A 17,769-nucleotide genomic window follows, 5' to 3' on the forward strand; every position below is an offset into this window, starting at 1 on the left:
ATTATCTACTTGTTTTTTAACTTACTCATGCGGTTATTTTAGCGCAACTTATGAGTAGATATAGGGAAGTTTGGGTAAATTTTTGTAAACAGTTGCAACCCCCCCAATTGGATCGATCCAATTGAACCAATAAAAAACACCTGTTGTCAGGAAGCCAGAACTCATGGAAATAATTTAGGTTTGAAAAAGGAAGGGGAGGGGAGTGGGGAGTGGGGGAGAATAGGAGAATTTGACACTTATTTCCTACGAATGCTTGTCTAACTGTACGGCAAAGCCTTCCCACTCTCCCCCTCTCCCCATTCCCCTTCCCTATCCAAGGAGAAATTCAATGGTTACTTACGCCCACAAAAAAAAGTCAAACCAATACATCACGGCTGAAACAGAACAGGGAGAAAAAATACTAAAGTACCTTAAAAGTCGGTGTGAAAAGGCTTTAAATTACTGCCAAGAACAAGGCCTGACTGCTGTTGAAGATTTTGCCGAAGCTGTCGAAGAATTGACTGAAGCTGACGGCAAACCAGGTATCAGCGTTAAAGTCACACAAGGTGGCTTCGTCCTCTCCCTCACAGACCGACCTGAATATGGTTCTACCACTGGCAAATACATGATGGAACACCTGGGAGAACCAGATGACAACCGATTCACCGCCGTCGGCATTAAAGCCACCCTCACCCCAGAAAAGAGTAAATCTCAGAGGAAAAATAAGCCTTCAGACTTAGACGAACTACTCTCCGAAATTGAGGAAACTGATTCAGTACCCAAGCAAGCGTCAAAAGCTAGTTCCAATGCTAATAAAAAACTGGAATTAGACGAATTCGATGAAGATCATGACCTTCTCGATGAAATTAATGGCAGCGAACCAACAATCAAAACTCAAGCTAAATCTCAAACCAAAAGCAATAACGATTGGGAAATAGCGGACAGCCGTCATTCTAAGTCCCAGGCTAAATCTAAAATCACTGAAGTTGAAGTTGACGACGAATTTGTGGTAGATGACGTTGAGGAAGAGGATAAAAAACGTATACCCAAAACTAAATCTCAGGCTAAGCCTAAAACTAAAAATGTAGAAAAATTTGTCACTGCTGAAATTGATGAAGACGAAGAACTTGCACTCCCGCAACAAGTTAAACCAAAATCCCGCCAAAATGAAGAATTTGCAGGTGAAACTGAATCCCACAACCAATTTCGTAGTAAAAAACTTAATCAAAACCAGTTTGAGACAGTTGATAGCATCGACGACCTACTTGAGGACACCCTAACCAAAAGTCCTACAACACAATCCTTGCCATCCGATGCCAATCCCAGAACCCAACGCCGCAAGAAATCAAACGAATTGGATATTGATAGCCTGCTCAAAACAGGCGCACAAACCAGCGAGAGAATAGCCACTTCAGGAAATGAGATAAACGGTACAACCCTCTCTGGACTGAGTGCTCAAGCTGCATTTCTAGCCACCCTTGTAGGCATTGATGCAGCACAAAAAGTTATTGGTGCAGCCAGGGAAGCTGGACAAGAACACCAAGTTACTCAACTCATCAAAAGGCTTAAATCTCAAAGCCAGCGTGCCGATCGGCTAACTGAACGAGCCAATCATTTGCCAGCACTCATTGATGAACAAGAAGCACCTATTGATGAACAAGAATCAGAAAATACACCCCTACCTCCTCTCTCCCAAGAAGAACATCAACTCGAAAATCAAGCCTTATCTCAAACTGAAACTTCTGAGTCAGTTGGAGCAATCTTAGCCAAAGCCGTTAATCATGTCACCCACAAACTTAAAACCATCCCTCAACCAGATGATGAAAGTAGAAAACTTAACCCAATTGAGATTAATCCTCATGCTAGTTTTGAAGAACAACTCAAACAAATTAATCAAGCCATCGACCGCTTAGAAAAACGACTCGATACCCTAGAAAGCCGCATCGAAACTTTAGAAAAAGCACTTCAACAGCACTCTTTGAGCCAAACACCGCCTGCTGCGGAAGTTATGCCAGAAGAAAATAAGGATGATTTTGCCAAACCTACTAACGGAGGAAAACGCTCGCCTTCCCCAGAAAACGAGAGGACGGACGCAAGAGTACCTGCTTTTGCTCAAGGTCGAAATCCGTTAGATAAAGAAAATTCTACCCCTCAAACCGAGCGACTTCCCTCAACTGATGAAGCACTGATTGCTGAAGCACTGGTGCAAATTTATCATGCTGCTGTTGAAGAAGCTGCTCAATATGAAGGCGATCGCTCTCAAGCTACCCCAGCAGCAGCTAATGGTGGTGTTGACCTGGGAAATACCAAACTTTACGTCTTTCTTGAAGGTGAATTGACAACTGTCACCCTAGAAACCAAAGATGGCTTTGAAGTCTTTGAGGCTACCTCAGATGAGACGAGAAAATGGAACGTTACCACTGACAAACTGACTCCTAAAGACAAACAAGAAATTTTGAAATTGCCTCACAGCTTAGAAGAGTTCCAACAAGTCAGTAACCAAGAACACCTCGCTCTGCTAGTAGCCGAAAGGGGCAAAGATGCCATCAGTTTAACTGACTCTCAAGGCAACAAATTCGAGTTTGAAGCCGGAGAGGGAATCGTGACTGGCTATACAGAACACGGCGAAGTAATTTATGAAGCCATCCTTCAACCAGACCAGGTAGAGGTACTACAATGCGACATCCCCGCCAACGAACTAGAAAGTTGGTTAGAACGAAGACTTCAGCAAACGCCGACTTCTAACTCCCACCGAGAAACTCACAAAGCCAATCGAGAAGTTCAAATCTAGGGAAGTCTAGGATGCTATTTCAATACGGTTCATTTAAGGCTGACAGCATGAGTGGTGATGCGAATTTTTGAGCCTTAAGTGAACCGTATTGGATGCTATTTACCTTCTACTTTATACTTCCTCAACGACAACCCCCTCCCAATGGATCGATCCACTTTGGTCACTCAAAAACACCGCCTTTGGTGATGTCAAAGCTTAGTGGCAAAACTTAGAGTAGTAATAAGGAAAATAACTACACTATAGAGAGGTTTGCATGACTATTCGTTCCTCATCCCGCTATTTATTCCCAACTGCAAAAGGCTCACAAAGCCCCGCCTTTCAATTTCTGAAACAACACAAAATCCGCCCAGGCGACTTCCTATTTATCGGGATTTGCCTAGCCTCACTTGTCTATTTTACTATCCATGACCCGCTCTTAATTGCGACTTTAGGCTGCTCCAGCATACTCTTTTTAAGTTTATGGCACATCACTAGAGCTATTCCTCTTGTAGAGCGATATATCGGCTGCAAAATCCGCTTTTGGCACATTGCCACTGCCATTATCACCTCTACTGCGCTTTGCTCCGTACTCGATTCCCCAGCCAACGCCCTCTTCCTCTCCGGCTTAGAAGAATTTATGCAAGAACTCGCAGAAGGAGCCTCTTCAGCAGGAGGCGAAGCTATTGATGCCGAAGTCATTGAACTGATTTTCAACTTAATTCGCGGAGCATTTCTTTTGTTAGTAGCAGCCGCTTCTCTTTTCGCCTACAACCAAGCACAACAAGGTAATGACTGGAGACCAATTGTTACCCAAGTTGCCTTAGCCTTTGCCATTGTAATTGCCGTTGACGTAATAACTTTTCTGTTCGTTGGCAATGGCGGAGGTGGAGGAGCTTAGGGAAAAATGGGAAGGGGAATGGGAAGGGGAAGGGGAAGAATAAATTTTCTAGTTTTGAGTTAAACCTTCTTCTCTTACTGATCAAAAATCATCTCGCTTGCCTTGAGAAGAACGTGATTTTACTCAACTTGTTCCACCCTTCCTATTCTTTTAATTAGGAACACTGAATACTAGATGTTACTAGCTAACAATCCCCTCTATTTTTTCCCTTCCCCTCCCTTCCCAACACAAATTAGTAGCGATTGAAACTAATAACAACCTGCCTTTCCCTTCCCTTCACCTTCCCCTTCCCCCTCCCCCCTATTACCATGCTTAAAGACCCAGATAAAGACTTTATTTCCGTCAACAAAATTCTCGGCAAACAAGCCAGCATCGGCATTATTCCAGCGGAACAGCTAATTCCCTGGATGCTAATCACCGTAATTTCCTACCTCCTCACCAACGGCTTATTCAGCTTAGGAATGCCTTGGTTTTTCATCACTACTTTCTGGCTAATTGTAAGCTGGTGGCTCCTGACAGGTAACAAACCTCACCTTTTTGTAGACAGGTTTAGACCTCCGCCGGGGAATGAGTGGTACAACGGTAATCTTTTATACCTTTCTCCCGTTCCCCAACACCGACCAAACCCGATTCGCCACCGAATCAGCGATTCACAAGTCCGAGTCAAACTTAAACCCAAAGTTGCTCCCACTCAACAAGGAGGTAACAGCCGACTTATGCCCTTCCAAAACTACCAAAACCTCCTGTGTTTAGTCACTATCAAAAAGGATGGTCGGGAAGTTTCTGGTTACTTACTGAATGAAGGCAGTCAATACCAAATTGTATTCGGATTCGAGACGGCTGGCTTTCACAACATTCTGTACCGTCAGGAAGTAAACAACGCAGCTACTGCCTTAGAAGAAGGACTAAAAGACATTCCCCCAGGCGAAAAAATGACCTTTCATACCGGCTGCTACAGCAGCGATTGCGTTCGCCAGCAACAGTTAACTGAATTGGCTGATAACTGCCACCTCAAACCCATTTCTGTACTCGTTCGTAACGAACAGAAACGCATTCAAGAACTCAACTTAGCAGGCACCAGACAACTGTGGAACCAAACTATTTTCTGCACTTGGACATTCAACGCTCAATCTGGCTCCAAATCCAACGACCCTCTGAGTAAATTCATCAATGGAATTATCAACACAGCCAACAGCATTGCTGCACAATTTACAGGCAACCAGCGCATCTACTCTGAACGCTTTTACAAACAACTGCTGCTCGACGCTTTCGAGCAAGGCTATATCCGGTGGGAACTCTTGCTAAACACCAAAATTGGACTGGAAATTCAACCCATGAATGCCCAAGCATTGTGGGGATGGCTGTGGCAAAAATTCAACAGCGCACCCGTACCCCCTATCCCCCAACTTCTCACCTTAAAAGAAACCGCGTCCGACTACAAACTAACCGAAACCCTCAACAGTCACAAACACGCCTGCACGATTTTAATTGAAGGTATGAGCGGCCGTTCGAGCTGCCCGGAACACAGAAAAGCTAGCTCACGCATTTTGCTTCCCGGCAGAAACGCAGAATGCGGCGTGCTAACAATGGAAGAGGGCCCCGGCGGCTGGCTCAATACCAGAGAGCAACTGCAATGGCTCTGGAAAATTATGAGCAACAGCTACGTCCGCGATACTGAAGCCGTTGTCGAAATTAGCGCCGCTCCCAACTTTATTATTCAAGACAACTTAGCAAGGCAAGCTAAACAATCTAAAACTGCCAAAAAACGCGCTTTAGAAAAAGGTCAAGGTCGCGATGTAGGAGCAGAAGTCAAACAGGAAGAATCCTTTGAAGCCCAGAAAAAAATGTACAAAGGTGCAAGAGCAATTCACGCTGCTGTCACCTTCTTAGTCTACCGACCAACCCCGGAGCAACTAACACACGCTTGCCAAATGCTCTCCCACAGCTTCGGCTCTGCCAAGGTATTAAGAGAGCGCAACATTGCTTGGCAACTGTGGCTAGAAACTTTGCCCATTACTGTAAGCTGGCTGCTGCACAGCAGTTCGCTAATTAACGAACGCCGCCTCACCTTAGACACCGAAACTGTCCCCGGTATTTTGCCCTTAACTGCTGTAAGGGACATCGACTCAAAAGGAGTTGAATTCATCACCAAAGGCGGCAAACCCGTGTACGTTGACCTCATGCACAACCAAACTAGCCGCGCCGTTATTACAGGTGAATCCGGTTGCGGTAAAAGCGTTGTAGGATGGCGATTTGCGGTCGATGCTTTAGCCGCTAATATCCCAGTAGTCGGTATGGACATCTCAGCAGGAAGCGGCAGCACCTTTGAGACAGCAGTAAAACTGTTAGGAGACGAAGGTGCTTACTACGACATCACCTCTGGTAGCTCGAATCTACTCGAAATACCCGATTTGAGGCGTTTTGCTAGAGAAGAGCGATCGCGCCGACTAGACCAATGGAAAGAGTTTATCAGAAAAGCGCTGACTATTATCAGCATGGGCAAAGTCCGCGACCCAAAATTAGCGCAGCGAGTCGATGCCATTTTGCTGCTAACTCTGAAAAAATTTCTGGAAGACCCAGACATTATCGAGCGCTACAATACGGCATTTGAAAAAGGCTGGAAATCGACCGCTTGGCAAGAAATGCCAACCCTCACAAACCTCCTAAAATTCTGCACAAAAGAGCAACTAAACCTGCAAAACTTTACCGACTTCGACCGCATTGCCATCAACCAAATTATCACTCAATGCAACGCATTACTAGCCTCACCTTTAGGGAAAGCAATTGGCAGACCGAGTACATTTTCACCCGAACCCGCTGTCAAGTTTTTTGCCCTTAGTGGCCTGGGTAACGAACAAGACCAATACCTAATGGCAATTAACGCCCATGCTGCTTGCATCCGCAACGCACTTTCTCACCCTAAAAGCCTATTTATCGGAGACGAACTTTCGATTTTGTTTAAAAAAGATGGATTTGCTGAAGTAGTAGGCGAACTCTGTGCAGTGGGTAGAAAGAATGGCATTTCAGTGCTCTTGCTATCCCAAGATATCGACAGTATTTGCGACTGTAGTGCGGGCACTATGATTATGCAAAACATGGTGTATCGAATTACCGGAAGATTGACATCAAACGGAGCCACTTCTTGGATCAAAAATTTGGGATATCCGGCTGAAATTATTAGCCAGAATGCCACAGAAGCTTTCCTTCCCAGAGCTGCCGACCTTTATTCCAATTGGCTAATTGAAAAAGGAGGTCGTTTCTGGCAAAGCCGATACTATCCAGGCGAAATGATATTAGCAAGTGTGGCTAACAATCAAGCTGAATTGATGGCTCGCGCGCGAGTGATGGCTCAATATCCCAATACGTTAAAAGGGCAATTGCTAGCACTCAAACAATTTGCCTCTGAATACGTACAAGCTGTTAAAGAAGGACGTTCATTAACCAATATTGGCAAGAATGCAGTCACTGATATCAATGGCCACAAATCCCCTCAAGACCTTATTGCTAGCTAGACGGAGAAAAACCGATGAAATCACCGAAATTGCTTGTTAAACTTGCCCTCGGCATTCCTGCAATTTGGCTGAGCTTAATACTAAATTCTGTTGAAGCAAAAGCTCAAACCTCTGACAGCAATCCGACTGCAACACAGCTTCCCAGTTTAAACAATCCTAACAGCAGCACTTTCAACCCCTCCAGCTTCACAGTTCCCAATCAACAAATAGAAAGCCAAATCCAACAATCAGCTAATAACTTCTTGAGCAACCCGAAAGAAATAGGAGGTATAGAAAACACAATTAGCGGCATAACAGGCGAAATTTCAGATACCATCTCCACCATCTCCGACAGCATCTCAGGCATCTGGGACAATTTGTTAAACAAAGTAGAAAAATTCAGCAGTGAAATAGAGTCAACCCTCTCTTCATTCCTGGGAGAACTGAAAGTTCCAGACCTAAAAGAAGCAGTTAAAAGCATAATGGACGGCAACACCTCCGAAAGCGAAGGGACAAAACTATCCGCTGCTTTAGAGAAGAGACCGCAAGATTCTTACAGCCTCAAAGAGAATACCGCAGAACTCGCAGAAAGAGAAAGTGCTGTAAGTGTTGCCAATAAAGCCACTCTCAGTAAAGAAGCTCAACAAAAGCAAGCTCAGATGAAAGAAATTGTCCAGCAGAACGTAGAGCAAACTAATCGCGAGAGCCAAAATTCAATGGAATTGGGTGCTGATTCAGAAGGTCAAGATGTCACACAGAACATTATGAGAAACATCTCTCAACAAAGTGCGATCGCAGCTAAGCAAGCAGCCTTATCAGCAGAAAATCAAAGTGCCTTAGTCATGCAGGGCCAGCAAGCTCAAATCGATCGCAGTTTTGCCAACATTCTCAACGCTCAACAAGCTGAAGAACTCAACGAAATTAACACAGCCCAGAGACGGCAGGATGCTGCGGCTGCTACCGCTTCTTCTACTCAAGCCGGACTGTTTCAAATGCCGGGAGGCATCACCTTGGGTGAATAAGGGGAGGGGGAAGGGGAAGGGGGAGGAAGGATAAACTTTCGCTTTTTTGAGTTGCACCTTCTTCTGTCACTTATCAAATTGTAAATAATCAGCTCCCCAATGTAGAAAATGACGCGATTTTCCCCAAATTTTTCTACCCTTCCCCTTCCCCTTCCCCCCTGACAGGTGTAGGTTTTTTACAACTAGGAGGAGTTACAAGCATAAAAGGCATCCACAGGAGTGTGAGGGAAGGAACTCCAACGCTCCAGATGAATGGGAATATTGTTGAGTAAATTAGCCATCAAAGTCACAAATCCTTTAAGAAAACAAGACAAATGACGCCCTTTTTTGAGGCCTTGAGGCTGATTTAAAGCAGTATGTCCAAGGGGAAGTTGTGGAAAATTTGAGGCAAGTGATTGATTTTCATGAGTGCCACCCAGGATCACCATCCATAAAGTGGCAACAGCCAGCACTAACCACATTCGTTCGGCTCGTTGTGGTGAGAGTAAACGTGTATTATGCCATTGCCAGCCATCGGATTTGAAATCGCGGTAAACACATTCGGTACAAGAACGTAGTCCATACCAGAGAACGTTTGCTTCTTCCGGTTTGAAGTCTGTCAGAATCAACCAGGGGTCTTTGTAGTCTAGATCCCAACGAGCTAAGAGTGTACAAGACAGAGGATTAGTTTTAAAACACACGACTTCGGCAGACCATGATTGTCCACCTTGACGAACCAAATGTGCCAGTGGCTGCCATGTCTGTTGAGAGGGCAGACGATAAGTTCCTTGATGGTTGATACGTAGAAATGGATGCCAGCCCACACTTTCAATCAATTGATATAGCCAATCAGCATACAATCCTCGGTCAGCGGCAACGATCACCCTAAAGTTTGCCGGAATCACACCTTGAACAACACAAATCAGTTTTTGCCAATGAGGTTTCCAACTTCCGGGCTCCTCGGCTCCGACAATGCACCAAGCTACAGGAATTCCCGACCCACCCAATAAGATGTTCATCGACAGAACTGTAAATTTATCTCCGATGCTAGTGGCATCCAGTGCCAAGGCAATGTCCTCAACATTTTTCGGCAGTAAACTTAGCACCCACAACAGTAATGGAGCAAAACAACCACTAACATCCAGCTCACGACGATAAAGTCCTTTTTTAGCTGGGGCTTCTTGATACCATTCTTTTAATCGCTGACGGACTGTGTTCGGCTTTTCTCCGTTGAGCTGAGCGATAAAATGCGAAACTTGGGTTAAGCTGCTAGATTTGGTCATGACTACACCAAAGCTCCAAGTCGCTAAGCCAATCGATTGAGGTATGGAGAGGTGAGGCATTTGTTTGGAGACAATACATGACCAATCCTTGAGATGCTTATTTTTCAGCATTTTGGGTTTTTCCCCAGCCACGTGTTTCGTTGAATCACCCTTATTTTCGCCTGGTTTAATTGACTTTATACTACCCAGTCGTAAAAAACCTACACCTGTCAGCCCCTTCCCCCTCCCCCTCTCTTCCCCCTTCCTCAACTCCGAAACTACCACTAATTAGTAGCGAGCAAAGCTAATAATAACCTGGTTTTTCCTTCCCCTTCCCCTTCCCCCTCCCCCTCTCTCCCTCTCCTTCCCCTTCCCCTTTCCCCTCCCCTTCTCTTAACCTTCCCCTTCCCCTTCCCCCTCCCCTTCCAAAAATGCTGACACAACTAATTGCCCAAACTAGCACAGCAGGACAAGCCCTGGACACTCTATCTGACGCCATAGAAGTCTCTCAAAAAACCGTCGAATCGTGGAATTTAGTTTGGTTTAACACCTTCAACACTCAAGAATCCTCTCTCTGGATTGCCTTAGTCAAACTAGGACTAATTCTGGCGGGAATATCTGTTACTTACCTCGCTGTCACCAGTGGCAAAGAAATCATCGAAAAACAGTCTTGGTCAGAGCTAGTAGCCATGTTTATCTGGCCGCTTGTGATTGTAGTATTTCTCAGCAACAACGGTAAAGTCTTAGCTGAAAGCGTCAAATTCATCAAAGCTGTAGGCAGCACTCAAGTTCAAGAAATTATGAAAATTCAAGTCGGAGAAATGACCTTCAGAACTGCCCTGAGCGACGTTAACCTCACCAGTGCTGGCAAAGAAGAGATTGAGAAACTCTACAGCGAATGCCAGGGCAAAGTTGGATCGGGTTTAGTGGAATGCTGGAACAGCAAAAAAGAGCCTGCTCAACAAATTCTCCAGGCAGCGGAACAGCAAAATGGAGGCCCCCTCAAAAGCTTGCAGCGGTTTGTTGAAAACTTAGGCAATGTTGCCAATCTTCAGGATATAGGAAATGGCGATTTTGCAGGGCAAGTTTTTAGGTCTACTGTCTTGCCCATCATTCGCTTAATTCTTAGATCGGTACAGTGGGCATTTGTCAATATTTTAGAAGCCGCCTTGTTGCTAACAGCTTTATTCGGGCCTCTGGCAATGGGCTTGTCGCTGCTACCGCTGCAAGGAAAACCCATCTGGGCTTGGTTAATAGGGTTTATGTCGTTATTTGGAGTGCAATTGGGCTACAACATCGTCGTTGGCTTAGTCGCCGTAGTGATTGTCAAATCTGATGCAGAGCTAGTTACAGATATCGCCTTTTTATTCTTTTTAGCTGTGTTTTCTCCCGTTCTAGCCGTGTTAATAGCCAAGGGTGGAGGAACTGCTTTGTATAGTGCGATCACTAATAGCACTAAACAGCTTACAGACATTGCCAGTAACGCGATTGGTCTTGTTGCCGGAAAACTCCTTTAGGACTGAATTCGTCCACCCAAATTTGTTCAAATTCACCACTACTCAACATTAGAATTTATGAATGTCAAACTTAAGCAATCTCAACCCTTACTTCCCGAATCTAAAAACACCTTAGCCTTGTGTTTTATCCTGCTAACCAGCTTTGTTTTTTTACTAACAATTGCTGTTTTAGTTAACACAGTTAGTTTGAGAGCTTTATCTCAAAAAAAAGTTACATTTGTTCAGCTCAAAGACGGAACCGCAGCCCGAATTGCAGAACAAGATGAATTTTACAGAGAGCCTAAAACTATCCAAACTTTCGTGTCAAGTTGGGTGAATTTAACCTGGGCTTGGTCAGGCAAAATACCCGGCACAAATGACCCCGACCCCGGCATTAAAGTTAAAGGCAGTACCAAAGTTCCTACAACTGCTTGGATGGGTTCATTGATGATGGAGTCAGAGTTTGGAAAAGCTTCCCTTGTCGAACTTGCCCAACTCGTTCCTAACACCATCTATTCAGGAAAAACCCGCTCTGGAGTCTATATCTCTCACATAGGAGAACCCAGAGAAATAAAAAGAGGAGTTTGGGAAATAGATGTAATTGCTACTCGCGTAGTGCTAGAGCAAGGCATTGGAGAAAGCCGAGAACAGTTTAATCGAACCTTCACCATCAAAGCCGTAGAAATTCCCAAATCCCCTCTCAAAGAAAACGCTAATGAATTAGAGAAGACTATTCACTCTTTGAGAGCAGCCGGATTAGAAATTTCCCGAATTGTTGAATTTAAACCTTAGAGGGGGAAGGGGAAGGAGTACCGCCCCTACAGAAACCGATTTGTTTGTATTTCACTTACCTGACAAGTGCTGTATATGAACTTCAAGCGGTTGTATTTAACAACAAAGAAGTCGTGATTTTCTGCTCTTTCCCACTCACAGAAAAGCCAATCATTTGTTAATTAACCATCGTAATAAGCAACAACAGAGGTAGCCATGAGTAATAGACAAGACTCTTCAAACAATTCTCATCAAACAAAGTTGACAACCGCAGAAATTGAGCCAAATAATTCACTCCCTCTTGATAGCGAAAGTATCCTTAATAACGATAGTAACAAGATGTCAGAAGACAACTTTTCCCTTTCCCCTATTTCCCCTTCTCCCAATCCTTCCCCTTCTGACGATGACATTGACGAGAACTTCATTGCTAATTTCGACCCCAATGCACCCCTAACACTTGAAACTCAATATCAACTCGCTCAAGATGAGGAAAGACCACTGCCTCCGCCTGTTTCCGAAAGAGGCGTTCCTAGAGCAGTGACAATGCTGCTGTTGACTGGTGGAATACTATTGCTAGGACTGCTGATTTGGCAATTTATCAAGCCTAAATCACCTCGCGAACCTATCGCACAATCAACACCAAAAGAAAGCTCTTCTGGCACCATTAAAGATGAAAAACCGGAGTTGCTGGCTAAATTAGCTTACCAAGACCAACAAAAACTGTTAGCCGAAAAACCGCAAAAAACCGCAAAACCCAAAACAGAACCGTCGCCCAAACCGTCAAGAGCCCCGCGAAATCCGCGAACTCCGCGTCTAGTCGCTACCCGGAGCGCTGCACCGCCACCTACTCCTCTACGCGAACCCCTACCCGCACCCCGAACAGTAGTGCGGACGGTAACACTACCCGCACCCATACCGCAAAGAACACCCGCGCCCCCACCAGCCCCGGCCCCTATACCCAAACCGTTAGTACCACCACCTTTAATTCCAACTCCAACCGAAGAAAAAATCGACCCGTTTGAGCGGTGGAACCAACTCGCCCAACTCGGACAAATTAGGGGAAATTTTGACCCTAACCGAATAGCGAATGCCGTGAGTGCAACACCAAGCACTCCAGCGGCAACAAGCGCTACCGCCGCCGCTCTGACAAAGCCAGCTCCAACAACTGAATTCCTAACAGTCAATATCGGCAACCAAAAGTCGCAACCCTCATACGTTTCTTTCGAGCAAATCCCAGAAAAACTATATAGCCACCCAAATAACGCCAGCGGGGAAAGGCTACACCCGGAGTTTCCTTATGGAGGGGACAGCCTCGAAACCACCGACAACTCCCAAAACCCCACTAACCAATTAACTCCGGCTCCCTTTTCCCCCCAAACAAGTTCCGATTCTACTGATAACTCAATCGAGACGGAGGCTCGACTGAGCGCGAGCCGAACGTCCTTGCCCGCCGATACAGAATTTCAAACCCTTTCCCCAGAAGCTGCTCCAGAGGCTTCTGCCTTAACAAACTCCCCAACCCTAGAACAAGTAAACTCCCCAGGGGCAAAAGGCATTCTCAACCGCACGCCCCAAAGTTCCTCAACCTCCCAAACAGCTCAGGTTCCCCTTGGAACCACAGCCAACGGCATAGTTTCGGTTCCCCTGCTGTGGGATGAAGGCTCAGGCAAACAGCTTTACGACAAATTTGCCGTCACTCTCACAGCCGACTTCACGGCAACTGACGGCTCTATTGCTTTTCCTGCCGGCACAGTTGTCATTGCCAAAGCCAACACCGTCAGCAAAACCAATCGCATGGTACAAGCTAGTGCTGTGGCGCTCGTCTACTCTGATAGAAACGGTCAGATTAAACAGCAGCCCATTCCAGAAGGCGCAATTTTGATTGCAGGAGAGGGCGGGCGGCCGCTGATTGCTTCAGGCTACTTCGACCCTGGTTCCGATATTGCCGGACAGGATATCCTCACCGCAGTGCTGTCGGGAGTTGGACGAGTCGGTCAAGTATTCGCAGAGCCTAAAGTCAGGAGCTCTAGCAGTATTAGCGGTAGGTTTGGGGGCAGTACAACCACCGTTGAAAGTCGAGACCCCCAAATTTGGTCAGCCGTCCTCGATGGCTTTTTCAGTCCCTTGGCAAAACGGATGGAAAGCCGCTCAGATAGAGCAACTGAAGAACTTTTAAAACGCCCCAATGTAGCTGTGGTTAATAAAGGAACCCCGGTTTCTATTACTGTTAACAGCTTTCTCAACATTTACCGTTGACCGAGGCGTTGGTAAACGGTTAAGTCGCCCCAACGCGACTGCGATTAGTAAAGGAAATCCCCGTTTTTACTGTCAACAATTTTCTCAACATCAACCGATAACTGCCATGACTACTCGCATCCAATCTCCAAGAATGCTTTCCCTCGGAGGGCTTTTGTTCACAGCAGTGTTCGCTGCTGCAAGCTACCCCGACTGTGCTTTTGCTCAATCCCCAGTAACAGGCTATCAAACTGTGGGTCGAGATATTGCCGTCAATAGTGCGATCGATATTTTAGTCTATTCCGGCCGCGCAAGTGCGATCGACTTCAGCTCAACCGACGAAGCTGTCGCCTACGTTTTAATTGCCGACCCCTCAAAAATAGTTTTCAGCACCGACGCACAGTTGGCAAGTGGCAAAGCCAAAACTGTTTTCTTGCGTCCCATTCAAGCGCTCAATTTTCCGGGAGCTACCACAGCTACCATCACCAATATCTCAATCAAAACTGTAGATTCAAAAGGGAAACAGCGACTTTACAACTTCAACATCGTTCCTACCAACAAAGAACCCGAACACTTAGGAATTCGCATCGTTCCCCTAACTCCGAGAATGGAGCCGACTGTGAACGTTGATAGAGGTCGCGCCCCCGCAGCATCAGATGTCGAAAAAGGATTGCTGATTGCCATTCAAAAAGGCTACACAGCAGCCAACGACCCAGTAGTCTACAGCGTGCGACAATTTTTAGCTCTGGTAAGAAATCAAAATCTATCGGCGGCCGATGCTGCTGCACGAGCCGGAGTAGACTTGTCTGTGATTGTCGAGCTAGCCAAAATAGCTTTTGAATCAAACTACCGCTCACACAAACCTACTCATATCTAACCAATGTTAGACAGAGTTAGGTAAGTGCATTCGTTCCGGGGTCAAGCACAAAGCGGGAGCAACGGCAATCCCATCAATTTAAAATCTCAAATCTCAAATCTTAAATTGTTCCAATTACCCATTACCCATTACCCATTACCAGTCTAGAGCGGCTTTAAGTACGCAACTTGGGTTAGTTGAGATGCAAATCCTCTCCTCAATACTGCCAAGCGGGAGCCAGTGTCGCTAACCGCTCGCTCTGAGAACTTATGGCTTTTGACTGATTCAGATTCGTTTGAGGCTGCGCTATTAATAGGAATTAGTCAAACAGCATAACGAGACCGAGCGGGGATGGTGAATGAGGAGAGGAGAACTCTTCTACTTCTGGTGTTACTCCCCTCTGAAGAAGAACGTTTTTTTCCTCATTCCCACTCCCTTTTTTCAACCAATGTTCCGCCCAAAAAGCTCAATTCAAAAAAAGTCTGCCCTCCCGCTGCGCGTTGTGCTTACAGTCCCCAACGCTCTCCTAATTTCAACCTTACTAGCTCTAACGGGATGGCTTTCTTTTCAAACAGGGCGGCAGACAATGAATGACTTAGTTGCACAGCTATTGTCCGAAGCAACGAGCCGCATCTGGGACCGCCTTGACAACTACTTAAAAGAAGGGGTTGGGGTTGGGAAAGGAGAAGGGACTTATAAAAAAATGCAAACTGGTTCGGTAAACCAACTTCCCCCAAGTCAAACAGCCGGAGTCACAATCAAATCAAATGGGGAAAGAAATGGGTCAGACTCTCCAAAAACAATATTCCGTCAACAAAAAACAAATTCTGCTTTTCCCACCCCAACCTCAACATTCAACTTGCGCGATTTCCACATCAGCCCTAACTGTCAAGTCTTTATCTTAGACCGAGAGGGACGCTCTGTTGCTTGGAACGAGGTAACTGAACCAAAACCGTCTATTTCTGCTGACGGACTGCAGCGAAGAAGCGCCCGAGCTCTGCAACAACAAGTAATCCAGCTTTCCACAGAGTATTTGCTTAAACATTATGGCAGCCTCGCTGCTATTAACAGCAGCCAAAATCTTAACTTTACCGCCAGCAACTCTAGATACTTACTGCAAGTCAGACCTTTTGAAAACTCTTCAAGCTTAAACTGGCTGATTGTAGCAGTTGTCCCCGAAACCGATTTTACGGACAAAGTTCAGGCCAATACTCGCAACACTATTTTGCTCGTGCTGCTGGCTTTGGTTCTTTCTATCTGCCTTTTGCTGTCCATTTCCCTAAGAATAGAACAGCGGCTGCTGCGATTAATTTCGGCAACAGAGGCGATAGCTGGTGGCGACTTCGACTCAACAGTTTCAGGTAGCGGCGTTGCCGAACTCGAAGCCCTAGCCTGTGCTTTCAAGCGCATGAATTCCCAGTTAAAAGCATCTCGCCAGCGGCTAGAAGAATATTCTGGCGATTTAAAGCGGCAAGTTGCACAGAAAACAAAGGAACTAAAACAAGCTAAAATTGCCGCCGAAAGTGCCAATCGCGCTAAAAGTACCTTTCTGGCTAATATGAGCCACGAACTGAGAACGCCTCTGAATGCGATTATCGGCTTTGCTCACCTCCTTGTGCACTCTAAAAAAACTGCACCGGAACAGCAGTCGAGTTTAGATATTATCAATCGCAGTGGCGAGCATTTGTTGAAACTAATCAACGATATTTTGTCGCTGTCTAAGATTGAAGCTGGTCAAATTACCCTCGAATCAAATGCTTTTGACCTTTACAGTTTGCTCTCGGACATAGAACGGATGTTCCAACTCAAAACTCAGTCTAAAGGAGTGCAGCTTGTTTTTGAACTCCGGAAAGATGTACCGCAATACGTCCGAACTGATGAAAGCAAGCTGCGCCAAGTTTTGATTAATCTGTTGGGCAATGCTGTTAAATTTACTGAGACGGGTAGGGTGAAGCTGACTGTAAAATGCCTTCAGTCTATGACCAAAAAACCGCTATCCAAATTCTTTCTCCAGTTCTCAGTGAAGGATACAGGCCCTGGTATTGCCCCTGAAGAGATTAGCCGTTTGTTCAAGCCGTTTGTGCAAACTGAAACTGGTAGGAAATCGCAAACGGGAACGGGCTTGGGATTGCCAATCAGTAGCTCTTTCGTGAAGCTGATGGGTGGCGAGATTAAGGTCAAAAGTTCTGTGGGGAAAGGAACGGTTTTTAGTTTTTACATTAAAGTCAGTCATGCAACTGAGAGCGAAATTTATGACAGACTGCCACAAAAACGAGTAAAGGGGTTGGCATCCAACCAACAAATATATCGCATTCTGGTAGCGGACGATGAGTCGGCAAATCGGTTACTGCTAACTCAGATATTGAAGTCGGCTGGCTTTCTTGTGTGGTTCGCGGATAACGGAACTGAGGCTGTTAAATTATGGCGAAAGTATAAGCCGCATTTAATTTGGATGGATTTGAGGATGCCTGTTCTAGACGGTTTTCAAGCTGCTCAAAAAATTAGAGCTCTGCCTGACGGTTCTAACACTAAAATTATTGCTTTGAGCGCTAATGCTTTTGTTAAAACCCAGGAACTCGCCATGTCGAACGGCTTCGATGACTTTGTTGCCAAACCGTTCCGAGAGGCAGTAATTTTTGAGAAGATGGCGCTTCATTTGGGTGTTCGCTATATCTATGAAGAGGAGGCGTCTAGGAAGTCCGAACAGGATGAGCCTGTTATGCAACTGACTCCTGAGTCGCTATCTGTGTTGCCGAGGGAGTCGATTGAGAAGCTTTATAAAGCAGCCGCTTGTGGAGACGAGCAAGCGGTAAGGCTGTTGATTGAGCGAATTCCCCTGTCGCAGAAGCCTCTTGCTGTGGCTCTGACTAAATTAGTTGATAATATGAGCTTAGATATTATCAGCGATTTAACTCAACACTACCTTTGAACGAACCCCACCCAAATCCAAGATTATGAGTATGGACTGCGCTCAACATCTCTAGTTCAATGATAACTGCGATAGTTCAAT

At 45.6% G+C, this 17,769-nt stretch carries 10 protein-coding genes; 9 read left to right on the forward strand and 1 reads right to left on the reverse strand.

All coding sequences use genetic code 11. The features are described from left to right. The first annotated feature begins 328 nt into the window (after window positions 1-328). The 4 genes from QUA00_RS05460 to QUA00_RS05475 all read left to right on the forward strand — a co-directional run bounded on the left by QUA00_RS05460 (window position 329) and on the right by QUA00_RS05475 (window position 8,160). Window positions 329-2,770, forward strand: a complete 2,442-nt coding sequence (locus QUA00_RS05460; RefSeq protein ID WP_333408946.1) for a hypothetical protein — start codon at window positions 329-331, stop codon at window positions 2,768-2,770. Between the two features lie 253 nt (window positions 2,771-3,023). Then, window positions 3,024-3,647 (forward strand): hypothetical protein, encoded by a 624-nt coding sequence (locus QUA00_RS05465; RefSeq protein WP_333408948.1) that lies wholly within the window; start codon window positions 3,024-3,026, stop codon window positions 3,645-3,647. Window positions 3,648-3,955: 308 nt separating this feature from the next. Beyond that, window positions 3,956-7,159, forward strand: coding sequence for a hypothetical protein (locus QUA00_RS05470; RefSeq protein WP_333408949.1), 3,204 nt, complete (start codon window positions 3,956-3,958; stop codon window positions 7,157-7,159). Window positions 7,160-7,173: 14 nt separating this feature from the next. Then, complete coding sequence (locus QUA00_RS05475) at window positions 7,174-8,160, forward strand: hypothetical protein (protein ID WP_333408951.1); 987 nt, start codon at window positions 7,174-7,176, stop codon at window positions 8,158-8,160. 182 nt (window positions 8,161-8,342) lie between these two features. On the opposite strand, the gene QUA00_RS05480 is transcribed toward QUA00_RS05475, so the two are convergent. Continuing rightward, window positions 8,343-9,533: an endonuclease gene (locus tag QUA00_RS05480; RefSeq protein WP_333408952.1), complete on the reverse strand. Its 1,191-nt coding sequence runs from the start codon at window positions 9,531-9,533 to the stop codon at window positions 8,343-8,345. Window positions 9,534-9,832: 299 nt separating this feature from the next. Here QUA00_RS05480 and QUA00_RS05485 point away from each other — a divergent pair, with 299 nt between their 5' ends. The 5 genes from QUA00_RS05485 (at window position 9,833) to QUA00_RS05505 (ending at window position 17,688) form a co-directional block, all read left to right on the forward strand. Then, entirely contained in the window at window positions 9,833-10,918 is a 1,086-nt protein-coding gene (locus tag QUA00_RS05485; RefSeq protein ID WP_333408954.1) for a hypothetical protein, read from the forward strand. A gap of 57 nt (window positions 10,919-10,975) precedes the next feature. Next, complete coding sequence (locus QUA00_RS05490) at window positions 10,976-11,689, forward strand: hypothetical protein (RefSeq protein ID WP_333408955.1); 714 nt, start codon at window positions 10,976-10,978, stop codon at window positions 11,687-11,689. Window positions 11,690-11,884: 195 nt separating this feature from the next. Continuing rightward, window positions 11,885-13,924, forward strand: a complete 2,040-nt coding sequence (locus tag QUA00_RS05495; protein WP_333408957.1) for a hypothetical protein — start codon at window positions 11,885-11,887, stop codon at window positions 13,922-13,924. A gap of 106 nt (window positions 13,925-14,030) precedes the next feature. Beyond that, window positions 14,031-14,780, forward strand: coding sequence for a hypothetical protein (locus tag QUA00_RS05500; protein WP_333408958.1), 750 nt, complete (start codon window positions 14,031-14,033; stop codon window positions 14,778-14,780). A gap of 565 nt (window positions 14,781-15,345) precedes the next feature. Further along, complete coding sequence (locus QUA00_RS05505; RefSeq protein WP_333408959.1) at window positions 15,346-17,688, forward strand: ATP-binding protein; 2,343 nt, start codon at window positions 15,346-15,348, stop codon at window positions 17,686-17,688. The last annotated feature ends 81 nt before the right edge of the window (window positions 17,689-17,769 follow it).

It is taken from the genome of Microcoleus sp. T2B6 (assembly GCF_036700475.1).
GTDB lineage: Bacteria > Cyanobacteriota > Cyanobacteriia > Cyanobacteriales > Microcoleaceae > Microcoleus.